Genomic DNA, 21,245 nt, shown 5'->3' on the forward strand with positions numbered 1-21,245 from the left:
TTGTTGTCATTCGACGCCCCAGAACGCTGTTCGCGTCATGCCTAAACGCCGCGGGAACATCAAGGACCACGAGCGGGAAGTGCGCGTCTTCCGCAATCGCTCGATCGTCGCGGCAATTCTCATCCTGCTGATGGCGGGGGGGCTGGTCTCCAGGCTCTTCTACCTTCAGGTCATTCAGCACGACGTCTTCATTACCCGTTCCGACAGCAACCGCATGCGTGTCGAGCCGCTGCCACCGCGGCGTGGCTTGATCTACGACCGCAACGGCGAACTGCTGGCGGAAAATCGGCCAACGTACAATCTGACCATCGTCCGTGAGCGGGTCGACGATCTCGATGCCACGCTGGAACGCCTGGTGCAGATCCTCGGTCTGCCCGAGGACGAGGTGGAGACCTTTCGCGAGCGATCGCTGCAGCGCCAGCGTCCGTTCCAGCCGGCGCTGCTGATGAGCGATCTCAGCGAAGACCAGATCGCCCGCCTGGCGGTCAATCGCTATCTGTTGAGCGGGGTCGAGGTCGAGGCGCAGTTGATACGCTACTATCCCGATCCGATCGTGATGTCCCACGTGCTCGGCTACGTGGGGCGCATCAATGCCGAGGAACTCGCCGAGCTGGATCCCGGCGATTACGCCGGTACGCACTTCATCGGCAAGACCGGTGTCGAGTACACCTACGAGGACCAGCTTCACGGCAAGGCGGGCCTGCGCAAGGTCGAGACCAACGCCCGTGGACGGGTGTTGCGGGAATTGGATCGTGAACCTCCCGTGCCGGGCAAGGATATCACCCTGACCATCGACAGCCGCTTGCAGCATCTGGCCTACGACCTGCTGGGCGGCCGGCGTGGGGCGATCGTGGCGATCGAGCCCAAGAGCGGAGACATTCTGGCGATGGTCTCCGCGCCCGGTTTCGATATCAACAAGTTCGTGACCGGTATCTCCTACGACGACTACCGGGCGCTGCAGGAAAACGTCGACTTGCCGCTATACAACCGTGCCGCTCGCGGACAGTATCCGCCAGGCTCGACGATCAAGCCGTTCGAGGCCCTGGGCGCATTGCAGAATCGCGTGGTCGAACCCGATGACATCATCTACGATCCCGGTTACTTCCAGCTGCCCAACGACACCCGGCGCTACCACAACTGGTTGCGTTGGGGACATGGCCGGGTCGATCTCCAACGCGCAATCGAGGTGTCCAACAATACCTATTTCTACACCATGGCGTATCGTCTGGGCATCGACCGGCTTTCCGCGTTCATGCATGAATTCGGGTTCGGTGAAGTGACGTCGCTGGACGTACAGGGTACCTCTCCCGGTTTGATGCCGTCGCGGGAGTGGAAACGCGAAAAATATAACCAGGCCTGGTATCCCGGGGAAACGCTCTCCGCGGGCATTGGCCAGGGCTACTTCATGGCGACGCCGCTGCAACTGGCGGCGGCCACGGCGACGCTGGCCAACCGCGGCCACTGGGTTCGGCCGCACCTGGCGAAGCGCATCGGCGACGAGACGGTCGAACCCCCGTTCCCGGACACCAAGGCGGACGTTCAAGTCGACAAGCGTCAATGGTGGGACGATGTCTTCGAGGGCATGGAAGAGGTCATGAGCGGGAACGAAGGCACTGCCCGCAAGGCCGGCGTCGGTCTCAAGTACGCCATGGCGGCGAAAACCGGCACGGCCCAGGTCTTCTCGCTGGGCCAGAACGAGAAGTACGACGCCGATGAGCTGGCCGAACGTCTGCGCGACCATGCCTTATTCATCGGCTTCGCTCCGGTCGAGGATCCGCAGATCGCGATCGCCGTGATCGTCGAGAACGCCGGTGGCGGCGTTTCCGGTCTGGGACGGACCCTGACCGATGCCTGGTTGCTGCCGAATGGCAAGCTCGGGAATCGTCCCGGTGCCACCGTCAACGAAGAGGTCGAGAGTCTCGATGGCGATTGATTTTCAGCGCACGGCGCCACGCGGCGGGGCGCGAGTAGGTCGCAAACGTTCCCTGTGGCTGCGACTGCATCTCGATCCCTGGTTGCTGTCGATCCTGTTGTTGCTGATCTCGTTCGGACTGGTGGTGCTCTACAGCGCCAGCGGCATGTCGGCTTCCACCACCCTGGCCCAGGCCGTGCGTATGGGCGTGGCATTGCTCGGGGCGGTAATCATCGCCCAATTCCCGCCGAGTACGCTTTATCGCTGGACGCCGCTCGCCTATGGGGCGGGGCTGCTGATGCTGATCGCGGTGGAGATCATGGGCGATATTGGTATGGGTGCCCAGCGCTGGCTGGTGATCGGCCCGCTGCGGTTCCAGCCCTCCGAGCTGATGAAGATCGCGATGCCGATGATGCTGGCGGCCTATCTCCATCGCCGTCCGTTGCCGCCCTCCTGGCGAGACCTGCTCGTCTGCGGCTTGATCATTGCCGTCCCGGTGTTGCTGATCGCGCGCCAGCCCGACCTGGGAACGTCCCTGCTGGTCACCTGCGCGGCGGTCTTCGTGATCCTGCTGGCGGGGCTTTCCTGGAGATTCATCCTGGCGCTCGGCGTCATGGCCGCCGCGGCCATGCCGCTGCTGTGGATCAACATGCATAACTACCAGCGTCAGCGGGTATTGACGTTCCTCAATCCGGAGAGCGATCCGCTGGGAGCGGGCTGGAACATCATCCAGTCGAAGACGGCGATCGGCAGCGGCGGCATCGAAGGCAAGGGCTGGGGGCTGGGTACCCAGTCACAGCTCGAGTTCCTGCCGGAGCGCCATACCGATTTCATCGTCGCGGTGTTGGGCGAGGAGTTCGGCCTGATCGGCATGGGCACCATCCTCACGCTCTATCTCTTGCTGGTCTCGCGCGGCCTGGTCATGGCGAACCAGGCGCAGGATACCTACGGTCGTCTGCTGGCCGGCAGTATCGTGCTCACTTTCTTCATCTACGTCTTCGTCAATATCGGCATGGTCAGCGGCATCCTGCCGGTTGTCGGCGTGCCGTTGCCGCTGGTCAGCTATGGCGGGACCTCCAGCGTGACCTTGATGGCCGGTTTCGGTATTCTCATGTCGATTCACACGCACCGCCGTTTGTTGACGCACTGATCGCAGGATATGCAAGCAGGGAGCCAATCGCGCATGGCGATGCCTGGGGTAAGGACGCCTTGGGCAAGGATGCGTCGAATAAGGACGTGCTGGATGAAAACGTATCGCGCCGGAATCATTGTCCTGGCCCTGTGGACAGGGCTCGTTATCGCTACCTCGGCGCAGGCCGCTGACGACTTCGACCCTGCCTCGCATCCCGAAGTCCGCTCCATGCTGGAGACCCTGGCGCAGCAAGGGCTGCCCCGCGATCAACTGACCTCGGCCATGCGTGCGGCCCGCTACCGCCCCCAGGTGCTCGATGCCATGAGCCATGCCGCCGAGCGCCGGCTGCGCTGGGACGAGTATCGCGACATCTTCATCCAGCCGGAACGAGTTCACCAGGGGGTGGCGTTTTTCGAGGCCAACCGGGAAGCACTGATGCGCGCCGAGCGGACCTACGGCGTGCCGCCGGAAGTGATCGTCGCGATCCTCGGCGTCGAGACCCAGTACGGCAGCCACAAGGGCTCCCATCGGGTGCTCGACTCGTTGTCGACACTGGCCTTCCATCATCCGACCCGGGGCGATTTCTTCCGCGGCGAGTTGATGGCGTTTCTGGAGATCACGCTCGGGCAGGGCGTCGATCCCGAGTCCCAGTATGGTTCCTACGCCGGTGCCATGGGCTACCCGCAGTTCATTCCCACCAGCTATCAGGCCTATGCCGTCGACTTCGACGACGACGGGCTCAAGGACCTGTGGAACGACCCGGTCGACGCCATCGGCAGCATCGCCAACTACTTCAGCGAACACGGCTGGCGTCGGAACCAGGCGGTTCTCGTCGAGGCCAGCGGCCCGGCGATACTGCCGCCATCGATCCCGTTCAATCGTACCGAACCTCCGGCGACGTCCGTGCGAGCGCTGGCGCAGGTGGGCATTCAACCGACCGCCGGTAGCCTCCAGCCCGACGACGAGGTGATGCCGCTGGCGCTGGATTTCGCCGACGGCCATGTGCGCTATGTGCTGGGGCGCTACAACTTTTATGTGATTACGCGCTACAACCATAGTCATCTCTACGCGATGGCCGTGGCGACCCTGGCGCAGCATATTCAGACGGCCATGGAAGGTGGCGCATGACGCGGCTGTGGCTGGCACTGCTGAGCCTGGCGCTACTGGCGGGCTGCGCCGGCGGGGGCGGTTCGCCCGGTGGTGGCGGTGGCGGACGCTACGCGATGAATGACGATGCCTACCCGGACTCGCCCGAGGACGTCTCCAACGTACCGGATGCCGTTCCCAAGGTCGAACCCCGTGCCAAGAGCGGCAATCGGCCGACCTACAGCGTCTGGGGCAAGACCTATCATGTGCTGAGCGATCCCATCGGATACGTGGCCGAAGGTCGGGCATCCTGGTACGGGGTCAAGTTCCAGGGCTACGCCACCGCCAGCGGCGAATCCTACGATATGTACAAGATGACGGCGGCGCATCGCTCGCTGCCGTTGCCGACCTATGCGCGGGTCACCAATCTCGACAATGGCCGCCAGGTGATCGTGCGAGTCAATGATCGCGGTCCCTTCCACGACGATCGTCTGATCGATCTCTCCTATGCCGCGGCGGCCAGGCTGGATATCTTGGGTCACGGCACCGGGCGGGTGAGAGTGGAGGCGATCGATCCGGTGGCCTGGGCGCGGAATCATGATCAGTCCGGCAGCGATCGGTCCACGCAGAATGCCCAGGCGACGCCACCGAAAGCCACCGCTCAATCCGTCGCCGCCGCGCCGCCGGCCCAGAGCGCGCCCGCTGGTGTGTCTCGCAGCGCTACCCAGACGCAGCCGCTTGACGACTATGCGACGCAGGTCGACCCGATTCTGGCCGCTGCCGAGGATGGGCCCGTTGCGGGGTCCGAGCCGGCTCCGGCCGATACCGGTTCGAGCCGGCACTACGTGCAGGTCGCTGCACTGGGCTCGGAATCCAAGGCGCTGGCGTTGAAAACCCGGCTCCAAGGGTTGCTGTCGCGGCCGGTCCGCATCGACAATGCAGCCTCTCTTTATCGCGTGCAGGTCGGACCGATCGACGACCTGGCATCGCTGGAAACCATTCGCGCGACCTTGAGTGACGCCGGCTACCGCCAGACATTCGTGGTTTCGCCCACCCAGTAACCTTTGTTCAATGAGAATCCGATTGTCATGAAAGCGTTGTTCACTTCGTCCGTTTCCCGCCTGGTCGTTTCTGCCTCGTTATGCCTGGGGCTGCTTTCATCGCCGGTCAGCGCGCAGCAGCCCACGCCCGATAGCCAGATGCCCGCGGCGAATCCCCAGCCGGAGCAACTGATTCCGTCGCCGCCCGAACTGGCCGCGTCGTCCTGGGTGCTGATGGATGCGACCACGGGCAAGCTGCTGGTGAATCACAACGGCGATCAGCGCGTGCCGCCGGCCAGTCTGACCAAGATGATGACGGCCTATATCGTCGAGCAGGAGATCGAGCGCGGCAATATCTCCGATAGCGACATGGTCAGCGTCAGCGAAAACGCCTGGCGTACCGGCGGCTCGCGCATGTTCATCCAGGAAGGGACGCAGGTCAGCGTCGAGAATCTGCTGCGCGGTGTGGTGGTGCAGTCGGGTAACGACGCCAGCGTCGCGTTGTCGGAATACGTCGCCGGTAGTGAGTCCGCGTTCGCCGATCTGATGAATCAGCAGGCGCAGCGAATGGGGATGCAGAACACCCATTTCATGAACCCGACCGGCTTGCCGCACGACGACCACTATTCATCGGCGCACGATCTGGCGATCCTGGCGCGTCACATCATTCAGGATTTCCCCGACCATTATCAGGTCTATTCCGAGAAGTACTTTACCTACAACGATATTCGCCAGCCCAACCGCAACCGCTTGCTGTGGCGTGACCCGGACGTCGACGGTCTGAAGACCGGCCATACCGAAGCCGCGGGTTTCTGCCTGGTCGCCTCGGCCAAGAAGCAGGACACCCGGCTGATCGCGGTGGTCATGGGAACGCAATCCGACGAGGCGCGAGCCGCCGAGACCCAGCGCCTGCTCAACTACGGCTTCCGCTTCTACCAGACGCGCAAGCTGTATGACGCGGGTTCCGTGCTCAACCAGGCGCGGGTATGGGGCGGCGAGCAGGACACGGTCCGCCTGGGAGTTCAGAACGAGGTCAGCATGACCGTGCCGCGCGGCAGCGCCGATAGCCTGACGGCGCGTCTCAACCTGCCGGAGACGCTGCACGCACCGATCCAGTCCGGGCAGCAGATCGGTACGCTGGAAATCAAGTCGGGCGATGACGTGCTCGGTGAAGAGCCCCTGGTGGCGCTCGAGAGCGTCGAAGAGGGCAGCATCTTCAAGCGTGTCTGGGATAGCATCGTGCTGTTCGTCACCGGCCTGTTCGACTAAGACGAATGCCGACACCGCCGTCGGGCGGTGTCGGTGCGTTGCCGCACGAGTTGGTGAGCGACCGGATGTTGAGTAGAATGGTCGGAAATCGCACCCGATTCGGAACTCGATGAAACAGACTCCCAACGACGTCGATCTGCCGCGCCCCAAGATCGAATTTCCCTGTGATTATCCGATCCGCATCGTCGGTGACGCCGCCGACGATTTCGTGGCGGCGATCAGCCAGGTGATCGAACGTCACTCCCCCGGATTCGATACTTCCTCGATCAGACTCTCCGACAGCCGCAACGGTCGCTTCCAGTCGCTTCGCGTGGTCATCCGTGCGACGGATGAGGCGCAGCTGGACGCGCTGTTCCAGAGCCTCAAGGCGACGGGTCGCGTCCATATGGTGCTGTAGAGGTGACGGCTTCCATGGAGCTTTACCGCCTGGGCCGTCAGCCCTATCTGCCGGTGTGGCAGTCGATGTCGCGCTGGACGGATGGGCGCGACGACACGACGCCCGATCAGCTGTGGCTGGTCGAGCACGACCCGGTGTTCACCCAGGGGCGTGCCGGCAAGCCCGAGCATCTGCTCATGCCCGGCGATATCCCGGTCGTGGCCACCGATCGTGGCGGGCAGGTGACCTACCACGGCCCGGGGCAGGTCGTGCTCTATCCGCTGCTCGACGTGCGCCGGCGCCGGCTCGGCGTGCGTGAACTGGTGACGCTGCTCGAGAACAGCGTCATCGACGTGCTGGCTCACCATGGGGTCGAGGCGCGGGCAAGGGCGGACGCGCCGGGGGTTTACGTGGGCGGCGACAAGATCGCCTCGCTGGGTTTGCGTATTCGTCGCGGCTGCAGTTTTCATGGTGTCGCGCTCAATGTGGACATGGATCTATCGCCATTTGCGCGGATCAACCCGTGTGGTTACGCGGGCCTCAAGATGACCCAGTTGCGTGATCAGATTGCGCGGCCAGTCATGCCTGCCGAAGAAGCCGATCGGTTGGCGGCATGTTTCGCACGACGGCTGGCCGTCACGCTCGACGAGAAGCGCGGCTGGCCGCAGGCTTTCGATCTGGCGGCTAGCGCCTGAGCGCCAATTCAACGACTTATCAGGATGGGACCTATGACAGAGACGACCGTCATGCAATCGCCCGAAACCAAGAAGCCAGGGCGCGTCGAGCGCGGTGTCAAGCTGCGCGGAGCCGAAAAGGTCGCGCGGATCCCCGTCAAGGTCATTCCGACCGAAACGCTGCCCAAGAAGCCGGATTGGCTGCGGGTCAGAATGCCGGTGTCACCACAGGTGACCCACATCAAGCAGACGCTGCGCAAGCATGGCCTGCACACGGTTTGCGAGGAGGCCTCCTGTCCCAACCTGGGCGAGTGCTTCAGTGGCGGCACGGCCACCTTCATGATCATGGGCGATATCTGTACGCGTCGCTGCCCGTTCTGTGACGTCGCCCACGGGCGCCCCAACGCGCTCAACGAGAACGAGCCGCGGGAGCTGGCCGAGGCGATCGCCGAGATGGGACTCAACTACGTGGTCGTCACCTCGGTCGATCGCGACGACCTGCGTGATGGCGGTGCCCGGCACTTCGCCGACTGCATTCGCGAGATCCGCCGCGACAGTCCGAACATCGAGATCGAGGTGCTGGTTCCCGACTTCCGTGGCCGCATGCAGGTGGCGCTGGATATCCTCGAGGGCGAGGCCCCCGACGTCTTCAACCACAACCTCGAGACCGTGCCGTCGCTCTACCGCAAGGTCCGCCCCGGCGCCGACTACCAGTGGTCGCTCGATCTGCTCAAGGGCTACAAGGCGCGCCGTCCGGAAGTGATGACCAAGTCCGGCCTGATGCTGGGCGTCGGCGAAACCGACGAACAGGTGATCGAGGTGATGCGCGACCTGCGCGCTCACGATGTCGACATGCTGACGCTGGGGCAGTACATGCAGCCGTCGCGCAATCACCTGCCGGTCGATCGCTGGGTTCACCCGAAAACCTTCGACTGGTTCGCCGAGCAGGGCAAGGCAATGGGTTTCGTCCATGTGGCCTCGGGCCCCCTGGTTCGCTCCTCCTATCATGCCGACAAGCAGGCGCACGGGGTTGAGGTGAAATGAGTTCGAAGTGAAATGAGTTCGCAGTGAGATAAACCGGTTTCCGGCAACAGCGCGGGCCCGCCGATCACTCGGCGGGCCCGTTTTTGTTGATGAATGCTAGGAGCATCTCCTCATGAGCCAGCGCTCGAGCGTGCTAGCTCCCTTGCCGAGCGGTCTACGGGTTTTCCGTCGGCAGGCAGACCAGCGTCGGCGTGTCGATGGGGGCCATCGGCGCGCGGAAATGGGCGTTGAGTTCTGGCAGCAGTTCACGCACGAAGCGCAGGAACAGCTCGGTGACCGGCGTCGGATAGCGATCCTTGGGATAGACGGTGCACCAGGAGCGGCGCAGCGGAAAGCCGGGCAATTTCGGGCTTGCCAGTAGACCGGAGGCCAGTTCCAGTTGGACCGCCAGACGCGGCAACACCGCGACGCCCAGGTGCGCCATCACGCCCTGCTTGATCGCTTCGTTGGTACCCAGTTCGATGAGGTGATGCAGCGACACGCGTTCGCGAGCGGCGAAATCCTCGAACGCCGTGCGTGCCCCCGATCCGGGCTCGCGCATCAGAATGTAGTGGCGCGCGAAGTCCTCGAGCGTCGCCGTTTCCGCTGTCACCAATGGATGGCCCGGCCACACCACCGGGATCAGCTCGTTGTCCAGAATCGGCATGAATACCAGGTTGGGGTCGTCCGGCACCATGCCCATGATCACCAGGTCGTCACGTCTCTCTGCCAATCGCTCCATTGCCTGGACGCGATTGCAAACGCGCAGGCGGATCTGCACCTCGGGATAGCGGGCACGAAAACGCGCCAGGATGTGCGGGACGACATATTGCGCCGTCGATACCGCGGCGAGATTGAGTTCGCCGCGAATCGTGCCGGCCAGTTCCGAGAGTTCCATCTGCAGGCTGGAGACCTGGCCGAAGATCGACTGCACCGAGGCGGCCAGGGCGTCGGCCGCCGGCAGTACATGCAGCGTCTTGCCAGCGTACTTGAACAGTGGCTGGCCCAGTGCCTGCTCGAGCTGGCGGATTTGCGCGCTGACCGCCGGTTGGGTCAGGCCGAGCTGCTCGGCGGCACGCGAGTAGGACTGCTGCCGATGGACGGCCTGGAACACCTGGAGTTGACGAAACGTCAGGCGGTTGAGCAGGTTGGGTCGCGACATTCAGGTGTCCTCGCGATCAGGTATAAGGTCTGGCTTATAGGTTGGCAAAAAAATATCAATTTTTCTATTGGCTTCCGGGTGGCTAGCGTAGGGTGACCGAGATCGAACGCGGCCATGCGCAACCCGGAGGGCAAACGGTGTTCAAAAAACTGCTAATCGCCAATCGCGGCGAAATCGCCGTGCGTATTGTACGAGCCTGTGCCGAGATGGGCATCCGTTCGGTGGCGATCTATACCGAGCCGGACCGGTTTTCCCTGCACGTCAAGCGTGCCGATGAAGCGCATTTCGTCGGCGACGATCCGCTGGCCGGCTATCTCGATCCACGTCGTATCGTCAACCTCGCGCGCGAGATCGGCTGCGACGCTATTCATCCCGGCTACGGTTTCCTGTCCGAAAGTGCGGAGTTCGCCAGGATCTGCAGCGACGCCGGCATCGCCTTCGTCGGCCCGAGTGCCGAGGTGATCGCCAAGATGGGCGACAAGACCGCTGCCAGAGCGGCGATGCGTCATGCCGGAGTGCCGGTGACGCCGGGCTCCGAGGGCAACCTGGCCGACCGCGACGAGGCGTTGCAACTGGCCGAGGAGATCGGCTATCCGGTCATGCTCAAGGCAACTTCCGGCGGCGGCGGTCGGGGCATTCGACGCTGCGACTCGCCGGAGCAGCTCGAGCAGGCCTGGGATCGCGTCATCTCCGAGGCGACCAAGGCGTTCGGCAGCGCCGAGGTGTTCATGGAAAAATGCGTCGTCGATCCGCACCATATCGAAGTTCAGGTGCTCGCCGACAGCCACGGCAGCGTCATCCACCTGTTCGAACGCGACTGCTCGATCCAACGCCGCAACCAGAAGCTGATCGAGATCGCGCCCAGCCCCCAGTTAACGCCGGAGCAGCGCAGTTACGTCGGCAAGCTCGCCGTTCGCGCGGCGCGGGCGGTCGGTTACGAGAATGCCGGCACCGTGGAGTTCCTGGTCAAGGACAACGAAGTCTACTTCATGGAGATGAATACCCGCGTCCAGGTCGAGCATACCATCACCGAGTCGATCACCGGGGTGGATATCGTGCGCGAGCAGCTGCGGATCGCCGCCGGCGACAGGCTGGCTTATCGCCAGGAGGACATCTTCCACCACGGTTACGCGATCCAGTTCCGCATCAACGCCGAGGACCCCAAGAACGATTTTCTCCCCAGTTTCGGCCGCATCACCCGTTACTACGCGCCGGGCGGTCCGGGCGTGCGCACCGATACCGCGATCTACACCGGCTACACCATTCCGCCTTACTTCGATTCGATGTGTCTCAAGCTGATCGTCTGGGGCATGACCTGGAAGGAGACGCTGGATCGCGGCATCCGCGCGCTGAACGACATGCGGCTGCAAGGGATCAAGACCACCGCGCCGTACTACCAGGAGATTCTGCGCCATCCCGATTTTCGCGGCGGCCATTTCGATACCGGTTTCGTACCGGCGCACCCCGAACTGCTCAACTACTCCGTCAAGCGCAACCCGGAAGAGGCGGCGCTGGCGATCGCGGCGGCCATCGCCGCGCATGCCGGACTTTGACATGCCGGATTGGGACATAAGCATCAGGAGAGACACCATGAACAACGCCAACGCGTCACCCGTCAAGGTCAGCGACGTCGTCCTGCGCGATGGTCACCAGTCATTGATCGCCACGCGCATGCGCACCGAGGACATGCTGCCGATCTGCGCCAAGCTCGACGCCATCGGTTTCCACTCGCTGGAGGTGTGGGGTGGGGCGACCTTCGATGCGTGTGTTCGCTTTTTGAAGGAAGACCCCTGGGAGCGTTTGAAATCGTTGCGCGAGGCGTTGCCCAATACGCCATTGCAGATGCTGTTGCGCGGCCAGAACCTGCTGGGCTACCGGCACTATGCCGACGACGTCGTCGAGCGCTTCGTCGCCCGGTCCGCCGACAACGGGATCGATATCTTCCGTGTCTTCGATGCGCTCAACGATCTGCGCAACCTGGAAACCGCGATGAAAGCGGTCAAGGCCAGCGGCAAGCATGCCCAGGGCACGATCTGCTATACCGTGAGCCCGGTCCATACGCTGCAGATGTATGTCGATCAGGCCAAGCGGCTGGTCGACATGGGCGCCGACTCCATCGCGATCAAGGACATGGCGGGGCTGTTGACGCCCTATGCGACGGGGGAGCTGGTCGAAGCGCTGGTCGACGCCGTCGAGGTACCGGTGCATCTGCATGCTCACGCGACCTCCGGGCTGGCGGCACTCAGCCAGATGAAGGCCGTCGAAGCCGGCTGCCGGCATATCGATACCTGTATCTCGGCCTTCGCCGGCGGTACCAGCCACCCGTCGACCGAGGCGATGGTCGCCGCCTTTCAAGACACGCCGTACGACACCGGGCTCGACCTGGTGGCTCTCAAGGAGATCGGCGATTACTTCCGCGAAGTACGCAAGAAATACGCCGCCTTCGAGAGCGAATACACCCGCGAGGACGTCAGCGTGCAGATCTGGCAGGTGCCGGGCGGCATGATGTCCAACCTCGCCAACCAGATGAAGGAGCAGAACGCGCTGGGCCGTATCCGCGATGTGTTCGACGAGATCCCCAAGGTGCGTGCCGATCTGGGCTATCCGCCGCTGGTGACGCCGACCTCGCAGATCGTCGGCACCCAGGCGGCGATGAACGTGCTCACCGGGGAGCGCTACAAGTCGATCACCAACGAAGTCAAACGCTATCTGCTCGGTGGCTACGGCCAACCGCCGGCCGAGGTCGACGCCGAGGTCCGGCGCAAGGCGATCGGCAGCGAGCCGGTCGACGAAGGGCGTCCGGCCGACCAGCTCAAGCCCGAGATGAAGCGGCTCGAGCAGGAGATCGGCGAGTTGGCCGAGAGCGAGGAGGATGTGCTCACCTTCGCCATGTTCCCGGACCTGGGGCGCGACTATCTGCAAGGCCGGCGCGAAGGGACGCTGGTACCGGAAGCGATCCCGGCTCCCGAAAGCGGGGAGGGCGGGCGTCCGGTTTCCGAGGGCGTGCCCACCGAATTCGTGATCGACGTCCACGGCGAGTCCTACGAGGTGCAGATCACTGGCGTCGGTAGTGGCAGTGGCAGCAAGCGCCGGGTCTATCTGACCCTCGATGGCATGCCGGAAGAGGTCGTGTTCGAAGCCAAGGACGAGTTCGTGCAGGAAGGCAAGGGCGCCGGACGCGCCAAGGCGAGTTCTCCGGGGCACGTGACCACTTCGATGCCCGGCAATATCGTCGACGTACTGGTCGCCGAGGGAGACGAGGTCAAGGAAGGGCAGGCGGTGCTGATCACCGAGGCGATGAAGATGGAGACCGAGGTTCAGGCGCGGGTGAGCGGCACGGTCAAGGCGGTTCATGTCGCCAAGGGCGATCGTGTCACACCTGGCGAGGTATTGATCGAAATCGAGTGATTCGGAAGTTTGCGAAGGTGATGGATTCTAGCTTGGCAAGTCCACCACTGACCAAGCATTAACCAACCTTTTGCTCGTTATTGTGAGGGGCCGGCCCCTCACGCTCCCCGCTTTGACGCCACAGACGGCGAAACCCTGGACGCCAATCGACCGCGCTCGGGTCGGCGCGAAAGGGCATCCCTGCCCCACGCGCCTCTTGCGTCCTGCTGCGCTAAAAACTCCTGTCCCGCTTGCAGGGCCGGGGTTGGCCTTCCATGGCCAACCCGTTCGGCGATCCGGGCATCACTCAGATGCCCGGATCGCCTCACCCATGACGTAAGACCCGGCGCGGCGAGTGTCGTCCAGCGCCGTTCTGGAAGGCGTCATTAGGGTGGAGAATTCAATCACGCTGGTTTATCAGCAGCCTGACGCGGAGTCTTGGCTCCGCGTCGTTGCACACTATCCACCGTGCCAGCTCGGTCGGCGTGTCGAGATCACTCCTCGACCTGGATGATCTTCATGGTGTTGGTGCCGCCATGGGCATTCATGTGGTCGCCGCGGGTCAGGATGACATGATCGCCCTTGGCCGCCAGGCCGCGATCGACCAGTTCCTTGATCGCGCCGGCATTGATCTCGGTCAGCGGGAAGCGTGAGCTGTCGAACACCAGCGAGACCACGCCACGGTAGAGCGCCATGCGGCGCTGGACCTGCGGGGTTTCCGCCAGGGCGACGATCGGTAGCCCGGAGCGGATACGCGAGGCGATCAACGGGGTATAGCCGGTGGCCGTCAGGCAGGCGATCGCGACGACACCGGAGAGATGGTTGGCGGCATACATCGCCGACAGCGCGACGGTTTCATCGATGCGCGTGAAACCTTCATGGATGCGATGCTGCGATTGCTGGGCGGCACGTTCGCGTTCCGCGCCGAGACACAGCCGGTTCATGGCGCGGATGGTCTCGACCGGATAGTCGCCGGCGGCGGTTTCGGCCGACAGCATCACCGCATCGGTGCCGTCGAGTACCGCGTTGGCGACGTCGAACACCTCGGCGCGGGTCGGCAGCGGCGAATCGATCATCGACTCCATCATCTGGGTCGCGGTGATCACGACCTTGTTGAGCGTGCGCGCGCGGCCGATGATGCGCTTCTGAATGCCGATCAACTGGGCATCGCCGATCTCCACGCCGAGATCGCCACGGGCCACCATGACCGCTTCCGAGGCACGGATGATGTCGTCCAGGGTTTCCGGGTCGGCCACGGCTTCGGCGCGTTCGATCTTGGCCACCAGGCCGATCTCCTGGCCAGCTTCGCCCAGCAGTTCGCGGGCGTACTGCATGTCGGCGCCGCTGCGCGGAAAGGAGACCGCCAGATAGTCGACACCGATGTCGATCGCGGTCTTGAGATCTTCCTTGTCCTTCTCGGTGAGCGCCTCGGCGGAGAGCCCGCCGCCCTGTTTATTGATGCCCTTGTTGTTGGTCAGCTTGCCGCCGACCTTGACCGTGGTGAAGATTTCCGGCCCTTCGATGCGATCGACCTGGAGTACCAGGCGACCATCGTCGAGCAACAGGACATCGCCGGCCTGGACATCGTCGGCGAGCTCCTTGTAATCGCAGCCGACACGCTCGTTGTCGCCGGCGTCACGGTCGAGCGAAACGTCGAGAACGAAGGGCTGGCCCTTCGTGAGCCTGATGCCACCCTCCTGGGCGAAGCGCGCGATACGGATCTTGGGCCCCTGAAGGTCGCCCAGCGCGGCAACGGCGCGGCCATGGCGCTCTGCCGCCTCGCGCACCGCCTTGAGACGGCGGCGGTGGTCCTCGGGATTGCCGTGGGAGAAGTTCAAGCGAACCACGTCGACACCGGCTTCGATGATGGCATCCAACACGCCCTCGCGATCCGTGGCGGGGCCGAGGGTGGCGACGATCTTGGTGCGGCGAATCGGGCCGTGAAACGCGTGCTGCATGGAAACTCTCCTGGCAACTTAAGTGGTGCGTCCCGCCGCGTGGTCGATGAACGAGGTCGAGACGGTGACGTGTGGTTATTTTACAACAGGGCGGCCATATTGTCCGAGGCACCGCCATTGCCACCCTAATCAAGGATCATGGCGCCACTGTGACCGCGAATTGGCTTCCAGTGTAGCGCGCACGGCGGCGCTGCAACATGGATGACGAGGTAGCGGTTGGAATTCGTCGTATCAGACCCATTATGCTCGGTCATCGGAAAGGCTTCGTCCTTTGCGTTCAAAGTCAAGCTACGGCTGGCGCCCCGGGTAAGGCTAGGGTAGGGTAGGCGAATTTTCCGGCCGGCCCCCTCCTTGACACGTCGTCGAGCACGCCATGGGTCGGAACCGCCGCTATATAAAAGAAGCAGGAGTCCTATGGGCAAGTCACTGGTTATCGTCGAGTCTCCGGCCAAGGCCAAGACCATCAACAAGTATCTCGGCAACGACTTCATCGTGAAGTCGAGTGTCGGGCATATTCGTGATCTGCCGACCAGTGGTTCGTCCAAGCCGGCCAGCGACCCCAAGGAGCGTGCGCGCCAGGCCGCGGCGACCCGCAAGATGTCGCCGGAAGAGAAAGCGGAGTACAAGAAGCAAAAGCAGTGGGATCAGTTGGTTCGCCGCATGGGCATCGATCCCGAACATGGCTGGCGGGCCAATTACGAAGTGCTGCCCGGCAAGGAGAAGGTGGTCGACGAGCTGAAGAAGCTCGCCGACAAGAGCGATACTATCTATCTCGCGACCGATTTGGATCGCGAGGGTGAAGCGATCGCCTGGCATCTCAAGGAGACCATCGGCGGCGACGATTCCCGCTACAAGCGCGTGGTGTTCAACGAGATCACCAAGAACGCCATTCAGGAGGCGTTCAAGCAGCCGGGTACGCTCAACATCTCCCGTGTCGAGGCGCAGCAGAGTCGCCGTTTCCTCGATCGTGTCGTCGGGTTCATGGTCTCGCCGCTGCTGTGGAGCAAGGTGGCGCGCGGGTTGTCGGCCGGGCGTGTGCAGTCGGTGGCGGTGCGGCTGATCGTCGACCGCGAACGCGAGATTCGAGCCTTCATTCCCGAGGAGTTCTGGGACGTGCACGCCGACCTGGTCACCGCCGCCGGCGAGGCGGTGCGTTTCGAACTGGTGCGCGAGAATGGCGAGATCTTCCGTCCCACATCCGAGAAGGAGACGCTGGAACGCATCGCGCCGCTGCGGCGGGAGTCGCTCACGGTCACCGGCCGCGAGACCAAGCCGACCCGCTCCAGGCCCAACGCGCCCTTCATCACCTCGACCCTGCAGCAGGCGGCCAGCGGTCGGCTCGGTTTCTCGGTCAAGAAGACGATGACGCTGGCCCAGCGCCTCTACGAAGCGGGCTACATCACCTATATGCGTACCGACTCGACCAACCTGTCCCAGGACGCGGTGGCGAGCGTGCGCGACTTCATTCAGGCCGAGTTCGGCGAGCGCTATCTGCCCGAGGCACCGAACCGTTACTCGAGCAAGCAGAACGCCCAGGAGGCGCACGAGGCGATCCGGCCGTCGAACGTCAGCCAGCGTGCCGACGACCTGCCGGTGGAACGCGACGCCCAACGGCTCTACGAGCTGATCTGGCGCCAGTTCGTGGCGTGTCAGATGGTACCTGCCGAATATCTGGCGACCACGCTGACCATCGACACCGATGGTTTCGAGCTCAAGGCGCGTGGCCGGGTGTTGAAGTTTGACGGCTACACCCGGATGATGAAGCCGATGGGCAAGAAGGACGAACAGGCCCAGCTGCCGGATATCGGCGAAGGCGCGACGCTTACGCTCGAACAACTCGACCCCCAGCAGCATTTCACCAAGCCGCCGGCGCGCTATACCGAAGCGAGCCTGGTCAAAGAGCTGGAGAAGCGTGGCATCGGGCGGCCCTCGACCTACGCCACGATCATCTCGACGATTCAGGACCGGGGTTACGTCAAGCTCGACAATCGCCGCTTCTACGCCGAGAAGCTCGGAGAGATCGTCACCGACCGCTTGGTGGAGTCGTTCAACGACCTGCTCGACTATGGCTTCACCGCGCGCATGGAGGACCGGCTCGACGAGATCGCCGAAGGCCACGAGAACTGGCAACAGCTGCTCGATGCGTTCTACGCCGATTTCAAGCAGAAGCTCGAACGCGCCGAGGGCGAAAACGGCATGCGCCCCAACGAGCCGATCGAGACCGACATCGCCTGCCCGACCTGTGGGCGGCCGATGCAGATCCGGATCGCCTCCACCGGTGTGTTCCTGGGCTGCTCCGGCTACAACCTGCCGCCGAAGGAGCGCTGCAAGACCACCATCGATCTGATCCCGGGGGAGGAAGCGGTGCCGGCGGAAGCCGACGAGGCGGCCGAGACCGAGGCGCTGCGTGCCAAGCGACGCAACCCGAACACCGGCACGGCGATGGACAGCTACCTGATCGACGAGGGCCGCAAGCTCTACATCAGCAACGACGACGATGGCTACTACGAGATCGAGCAGGGCCGCTTCCGTATCAAGGGCTATGACGGCCCGGTGATCGAGTGCGACAAGTGCGGCTCCGAGATGCAGTTGAAGAGCGGTCGCTTCGGCAAGTACTTCGCCTGCACCAACGAGGCTTGCGGCAACACCCGCAAGTTGCTCAAGAGCGGTGAGGTGGCGCCGCCGAAGATCGATCCGATCCCGATGCCGGAACTGAAGTGCCAGAAGGTCGACGACCACTATGTACTGCGCGACGGCGCCAGCGGTTTGTTCCTGGCCGCCAGCCAGTTTCCCAAGAACCGCGAGACGCGGCCGCCGCTGGTCAAGGAGTTGAAAGCGCACGCGCAGGAACTACCCGAGAAGTATCATTTCCTGCTCGAGGCGCCAAGCGAGGACCCCGAAGGGCGTCCGGCGCAGATCCGCTTTTCGCGCAAGACCAAGAGCCAGTACGTGATGACCGACGAGGATGGCAAGGCCACCGGCTGGCGGGCGGTCTACGAGGACGGCCGCTGGCAGGTGGAGGACAAGCGCAAATGAGTTCCGTCGCCCGTACCAACCAACTGCTCTACCAGGTCGAGCTGTTGCTGACCGATGCCGGAAATACCGAGCATACGGGCGATGACGAACATGCCATGGCCCGGCGCATGGCGCTGGAGGAGGCCGCGCTCGGGCAGTTGGAACTGGCGCTGAATGCCGTACTGCGCGAGGTGACCGAGCACACTGACATCCCGCACGCCGGCTGGCGCGAATGGCTGCGGGCCTCGGTCAACGTCGCCGAACTCGAGCGGCTACGTGCGCTGGCTGGAGATCCGGAAAGCTGGCTGGCGGTACTGCTGGCACGCCTGGAAGCCTTGCATGGCGATGAAGGCGTCGCCCGGCGTCGCCCGCAGGCGGGCTTGATTGCCGGTGGCGCGCCAGCGCTGACTGATGAATTGCGTTGGTGTCACCGCGAATTCAAGGCACTGTTACCGAGCCTGCGCGAGGGAAGCCTCGAATGGTGACGTGAAACATGTTAGCCTGTTGCAAGAGATCAACGACCGGGGCTCAGGCCCTGGTCGTTTTTTATTGGTCGTCGTTCTTCAAGCGACCATCGTCTTTCATATGGGTCGTCATCGCCACGACAGGAGGGGTTAGCCGTGTCAGATACCGCGATTCTGGAAATCGTCGAACTCGCCAACGGGGAAGTGGTGCTGCGGCCGGCCGAATCAAGCGGGGAGCCGCTGGTGACCATCCGGTTCTCCGAGGAAGCCATGGAATTACTGCAGCGCAGCCGCTTCGACGTGGCGCGAGAAATGCTCGATCATGCCATTACCCGTACCCACCTGTGGGAAGGGGATGATGATGACATCCCACAGGATTCCGCCACCGTGCACTAGGCCATGTACGAAAACTGTCTGCGCTCGGCCATACGGCGTTAAAAATCGGCTCAAGATACTCATTTACTACATGTAAACTCCGTTCTTTCGCCGATTTTTGCCTTGTCTGGCCTTCGCTCGCCGACTTTTCGTACACGCCCTGGGGGTTGTTGACGGCCGCGATGACTGCGAGCACGCGGCCCGTTGGTTGGCCTACTGCAGCAGCGCCGCGGTCAATGCCGCGGCGACGGCGGCACCCGCCGAGCCCAATGCCGCGATCAGCATGCCGCGACGGCGCGTGGCACTGAAGGCGAAGAAGGTGGCGAACGCGATGGTCATGGCGAGCATCGAGACCACCCAGGCGATATTGGCCGTTGACATTGAAGCTCCTGGATCGGGTGCATGGGGACGGGTTGCCGGCGCATTATACAGATCGTGCCGGGGTGAAAGAGTCCTTGCGGCACCCTGCCTCGGGACGAAGGCCAGCCACCGGCCGTGGCCCGGCCGACGACCGGCCACGAGAAGGCGTCATTCCAGTTTGCTCAGCCGCAGCTCGGCGACCTGCGCCGGCGGCAGGAACGAGTCCGGGCGGGCCTCTTCCCAATAGTTCTTGAACACCGTATGTTGGCTGTCGCCCTCGAGCAGCTCGTTGGGCTTGAGGAAGGTGAACAGCTTGTCGTAGGACTGGATCTCGTCGCTGGAGACACGTCGGATGATATGCTCCGGCCCCAGCTCGCCGGGGTGATTCAGCCCAGCCGCGCCGAGCATCTCTGCCAGCGCCTTGAGCGTATTGCGGTGGAAGTTGTAGACCCGCTCGCTCTTGTCGGCAACATCCAGGTGGCGGCTGCGCCTGGGGTCCTGGGTCGCCACGCCGCTGGGACACTTGTCGGAATGGCAGTTGAGCGACTGAATGCAGCCCAGCGCAAACATGAAACCGCGCGCCGCATTGCACCAGTCCGCGCCCAGTGCCAGCGTACGCGCGACGTCGAAGCCCGAGGTGATCTTGCCGGCGGCGCCGATGCGAATTTCGTCGCGCAGGCCCGTGCCGACCAGGGTGTTGTGAACCAGCATCAACGCTTCGGTCAGCGGCACGCCGAGGCGATTGATGAATTCCAGGGGGGCCGCGCCGGTGCCGCCTTCACCGCCATCGACCACGATGAAGTCAGGGCGCTGGCCGCTTTCGCGCATCGCCTTGACGATCGCGAACCACTCCCACGGATGGCCGATCGCCAGCTTGAAACCGACCGGCTTGCCACCCGACAGCTCACGTAGGCGACCGATGAAGGCCATCAACTCGAGCGGCGTGGAAAATGCCGTGTGCGCCGCCGGTGAGACGACGTCTTCGCCCATCCGCACCTCGCGCGCCTCGGCGATTTCGGCGGTCACCTTGGCCGCGGGCAGGATGCCGCCGTGGCCGGGCTTGGCCCCCTGGGAGAGCTTGATCTCGATCATCCTGACCTGATCGTCGCGGGCGTTGGCGGCGAAACGTTCCTCGTTGAAGCTGCCGTCGTCATGGCGGCAGCCGAAGTAGCCCGAGCCGATCTCCCACACCAGATCGCCGCCATGGATGCGGTGATAGCGTGAAATCGAGCCCTCGCCGGTATCGTGGTAAAAACCGCCCTTGCGCGCACCGGCATTGAGCGCTTCGATCGCGTTGCCGGACAACGAACCGAAGCTCATCGCCGAAACGTTGAAGACACTGGCGGAGTAGGGCTGGCTGCACAGGCTGCCGCCGACGGTGATGCGAAAATCGCTGTCGGCGATGTGGGTCGGGCGCAGCGAGTGATTGACCCACTCGTGACCCGGTGCGTACATGTTCAGCAACGAGCCGAAGGGTTTCTTGTCGCTCTCGTTCTTGGCGCGCTGGTAGACGACCGACCGCTGTTCACGCGAAAAGGGTCGCTCGTCGAGGTCTGACTGGATGAAATACTGGCGGATCTCGGGCCCGATCGACTCCAGAAAGTAGCGGCAGTGGGCCAGGATCGGGTAGTTGCGGCTGATGGTATGGCGTTTCTGACGCATGTCATGCAGACCGAGCAGCGAAAGCCCGCCAAAGATCGCCACGCCCAACCACCAGATGGTGGAAAAGGCGAGACCGATCACGGAAACGGCGAATAGACAGAGACAGGCGATGAAAGTGGCGTTGCGTAGCGGAATGCGAGAAAGACCCTTGGCGTAGATCATGCGCACATCGGCTCCTGGCTGAAGGGAAGGGCGAGGGCATGGTAGCGCCGCCGCCAGCGCCAGCATAGCCTAAGCTGTATTTCGCCGGCTAACGTTTGCTTTCGCCGGCTATCGGAATCGCGGAAACTCGATGCGGCTGCGGAGCCCCTCCCGAGCGAACGTGGCAAGTCGTCGTTTTCCATGGCGAG

Annotated in this window: 17 protein-coding genes; 13 read left to right on the top strand and 4 right to left on the bottom strand. The window is 63.4% G+C overall.

All coding sequences use genetic code 11. The features are described 5' to 3' along the window. Positions 1 to 37: 37 nt before the first annotated feature. The 8 genes from mrdA to lipA all read left to right on the top strand — a co-directional run bounded on the left by mrdA (position 38) and on the right by lipA (position 8,533). A complete protein-coding gene (gene mrdA / locus DOM57_RS10700; RefSeq protein WP_110649184.1) occupies positions 38 to 1,933 on the top strand; it encodes a penicillin-binding protein 2 in 1,896 nt (631 codons plus the stop codon). After that, complete coding sequence (rodA, locus tag DOM57_RS10705) at positions 1,923 to 3,062, top strand: rod shape-determining protein RodA (protein ID WP_110649185.1); 1,140 nt, start codon at positions 1,923 to 1,925, stop codon at positions 3,060 to 3,062. Before mrdA ends, rodA begins: the two co-directional genes overlap by 11 nt. Positions 3,063 to 3,155: 93 nt before the next feature. Beyond that, complete coding sequence (mltB, locus tag DOM57_RS10710; RefSeq protein WP_239496188.1) at positions 3,156 to 4,172, top strand: lytic murein transglycosylase B; 1,017 nt, start codon at positions 3,156 to 3,158, stop codon at positions 4,170 to 4,172. Then, on the top strand, positions 4,169 to 5,191 hold the full coding sequence (locus DOM57_RS10715) for a septal ring lytic transglycosylase RlpA family protein (RefSeq protein WP_110649187.1): 1,023 nt from the start codon (positions 4,169 to 4,171) through the stop codon (positions 5,189 to 5,191). The genes mltB and DOM57_RS10715 overlap by 4 nt, the downstream gene beginning before the upstream one ends. 27 nt (positions 5,192 to 5,218) lie before the next feature. After that, on the top strand, positions 5,219 to 6,439 hold the full coding sequence (locus DOM57_RS10720) for a D-alanyl-D-alanine carboxypeptidase family protein (RefSeq protein WP_110649188.1): 1,221 nt from the start codon (positions 5,219 to 5,221) through the stop codon (positions 6,437 to 6,439). Positions 6,440 to 6,548: 109 nt separating this feature from the next. After that, the gene (locus DOM57_RS10725; protein WP_110649189.1) at positions 6,549 to 6,836 is read left to right on the top strand and encodes an HP0495 family protein; all 288 of its coding nucleotides are present in this window, start codon (positions 6,549 to 6,551) and stop codon (positions 6,834 to 6,836) included. A 14-nt stretch (positions 6,837 to 6,850) separates the two neighbouring features. After that, positions 6,851 to 7,510: a lipoyl(octanoyl) transferase LipB gene (gene lipB / locus DOM57_RS10730; RefSeq protein ID WP_110649190.1), complete on the top strand. Its 660-nt coding sequence runs from the start codon at positions 6,851 to 6,853 to the stop codon at positions 7,508 to 7,510. A gap of 33 nt (positions 7,511 to 7,543) precedes the next feature. Next, positions 7,544 to 8,533 carry a lipoyl synthase gene (lipA, locus tag DOM57_RS10735; protein ID WP_204352929.1) on the top strand — a complete coding sequence of 330 codons (990 nt, stop codon included), beginning with the start codon at positions 7,544 to 7,546 and terminating at the stop codon, positions 8,531 to 8,533. Between the two features lie 154 nt (positions 8,534 to 8,687). On the opposite strand, the gene DOM57_RS10740 is transcribed toward lipA, so the two are convergent. After that, positions 8,688 to 9,674, bottom strand: coding sequence for a LysR family transcriptional regulator (locus DOM57_RS10740; RefSeq protein WP_110649191.1), 987 nt, complete (start codon positions 9,672 to 9,674; stop codon positions 8,688 to 8,690). 137 nt (positions 9,675 to 9,811) lie between these two features. On the opposite strand from DOM57_RS10740, the gene DOM57_RS10745 reads away from it, so the two are divergent. After that, positions 9,812 to 11,227 carry an acetyl-CoA carboxylase biotin carboxylase subunit gene (locus DOM57_RS10745; RefSeq protein ID WP_110649220.1) on the top strand — a complete coding sequence of 472 codons (1,416 nt, stop codon included), beginning with the start codon at positions 9,812 to 9,814 and terminating at the stop codon, positions 11,225 to 11,227. Positions 11,228 to 11,264: 37 nt separating this feature from the next. Beyond that, positions 11,265 to 13,082, top strand: a complete 1,818-nt coding sequence (gene oadA / locus DOM57_RS10750; RefSeq protein ID WP_110649192.1) for a sodium-extruding oxaloacetate decarboxylase subunit alpha — start codon at positions 11,265 to 11,267, stop codon at positions 13,080 to 13,082. Between the two features lie 473 nt (positions 13,083 to 13,555). Here oadA and pyk read toward each other — a convergent pair whose 3' ends face one another. Then, positions 13,556 to 15,019: a pyruvate kinase gene (gene pyk, locus DOM57_RS10755; protein ID WP_110649193.1), complete on the bottom strand. Its 1,464-nt coding sequence runs from the start codon at positions 15,017 to 15,019 to the stop codon at positions 13,556 to 13,558. Between the two features lie 414 nt (positions 15,020 to 15,433). Between pyk and topA the strand changes: the two genes are divergently transcribed. The 3 genes from topA to DOM57_RS10770 all read left to right on the top strand — a co-directional run bounded on the left by topA (position 15,434) and on the right by DOM57_RS10770 (position 18,894). Beyond that, on the top strand, positions 15,434 to 18,055 hold the full coding sequence (gene topA, locus DOM57_RS10760; RefSeq protein ID WP_110649194.1) for a type I DNA topoisomerase: 2,622 nt from the start codon (positions 15,434 to 15,436) through the stop codon (positions 18,053 to 18,055). Next, the gene (locus DOM57_RS10765) at positions 18,052 to 18,519 is read left to right on the top strand and encodes a DUF6586 family protein (protein WP_110649195.1); all 468 of its coding nucleotides are present in this window, start codon (positions 18,052 to 18,054) and stop codon (positions 18,517 to 18,519) included. Before topA ends, DOM57_RS10765 begins: the two co-directional genes overlap by 4 nt. A 135-nt stretch (positions 18,520 to 18,654) precedes the next feature. Beyond that, positions 18,655 to 18,894, top strand: a complete 240-nt coding sequence (locus DOM57_RS10770) for a hypothetical protein (RefSeq protein ID WP_110649196.1) — start codon at positions 18,655 to 18,657, stop codon at positions 18,892 to 18,894. A 192-nt stretch (positions 18,895 to 19,086) separates the two neighbouring features. Here the strand turns inward: DOM57_RS10770 and DOM57_RS21785 are convergent, their stop codons facing one another. Continuing rightward, positions 19,087 to 19,254 carry a hypothetical protein gene (locus DOM57_RS21785; protein ID WP_162619511.1) on the bottom strand — a complete coding sequence of 56 codons (168 nt, stop codon included), beginning with the start codon at positions 19,252 to 19,254 and terminating at the stop codon, positions 19,087 to 19,089. Positions 19,255 to 19,401: 147 nt separating this feature from the next. Further along, on the bottom strand, positions 19,402 to 21,057 hold the full coding sequence (locus DOM57_RS10780; RefSeq protein ID WP_110649198.1) for an FMN-binding glutamate synthase family protein: 1,656 nt from the start codon (positions 21,055 to 21,057) through the stop codon (positions 19,402 to 19,404). Positions 21,058 to 21,245: the final 188 nt, after the last annotated feature.

Source organism: Salinicola peritrichatus, from assembly GCF_003206715.1.
GTDB classification, from domain to species: domain Bacteria; phylum Pseudomonadota; class Gammaproteobacteria; order Pseudomonadales; family Halomonadaceae; genus Salinicola; species Salinicola peritrichatus.

Coding starts and splice junctions, on each gene's coding strand:
- mrdA (WP_110649184.1), top strand. CDS start 38: ATGCCTAAACGCCGCGGGAACATCAAGGACCACGAGCGGGAAGTGCGC.
- rodA (WP_110649185.1), top strand. CDS start 1,923: ATGGCGATTGATTTTCAGCGCACGGCGCCACGCGGCGGGGCGCGAGTA.
- mltB (WP_239496188.1), top strand. CDS start 3,156: ATGAAAACGTATCGCGCCGGAATCATTGTCCTGGCCCTGTGGACAGGG.
- DOM57_RS10715 (WP_110649187.1), top strand. CDS start 4,169: ATGACGCGGCTGTGGCTGGCACTGCTGAGCCTGGCGCTACTGGCGGGC.
- DOM57_RS10720 (WP_110649188.1), top strand. CDS start 5,219: ATGAAAGCGTTGTTCACTTCGTCCGTTTCCCGCCTGGTCGTTTCTGCC.
- DOM57_RS10725 (WP_110649189.1), top strand. CDS start 6,549: ATGAAACAGACTCCCAACGACGTCGATCTGCCGCGCCCCAAGATCGAA.
- lipB (WP_110649190.1), top strand. CDS start 6,851: ATGGAGCTTTACCGCCTGGGCCGTCAGCCCTATCTGCCGGTGTGGCAG.
- lipA (WP_204352929.1), top strand. CDS start 7,544: ATGACAGAGACGACCGTCATGCAATCGCCCGAAACCAAGAAGCCAGGG.
- DOM57_RS10740 (WP_110649191.1), bottom strand. CDS start 9,674: ATGTCGCGACCCAACCTGCTCAACCGCCTGACGTTTCGTCAACTCCAG.
- oadA (WP_110649192.1), top strand. CDS start 11,265: ATGAACAACGCCAACGCGTCACCCGTCAAGGTCAGCGACGTCGTCCTG.
- pyk (WP_110649193.1), bottom strand. CDS start 15,019: ATGCAGCACGCGTTTCACGGCCCGATTCGCCGCACCAAGATCGTCGCC.
- topA (WP_110649194.1), top strand. CDS start 15,434: ATGGGCAAGTCACTGGTTATCGTCGAGTCTCCGGCCAAGGCCAAGACC.
- DOM57_RS10765 (WP_110649195.1), top strand. CDS start 18,052: ATGAGTTCCGTCGCCCGTACCAACCAACTGCTCTACCAGGTCGAGCTG.
- DOM57_RS21785 (WP_162619511.1), bottom strand. CDS start 19,254: ATGTCAACGGCCAATATCGCCTGGGTGGTCTCGATGCTCGCCATGACC.
- DOM57_RS10780 (WP_110649198.1), bottom strand. CDS start 21,057: ATGATCTACGCCAAGGGTCTTTCTCGCATTCCGCTACGCAACGCCACT.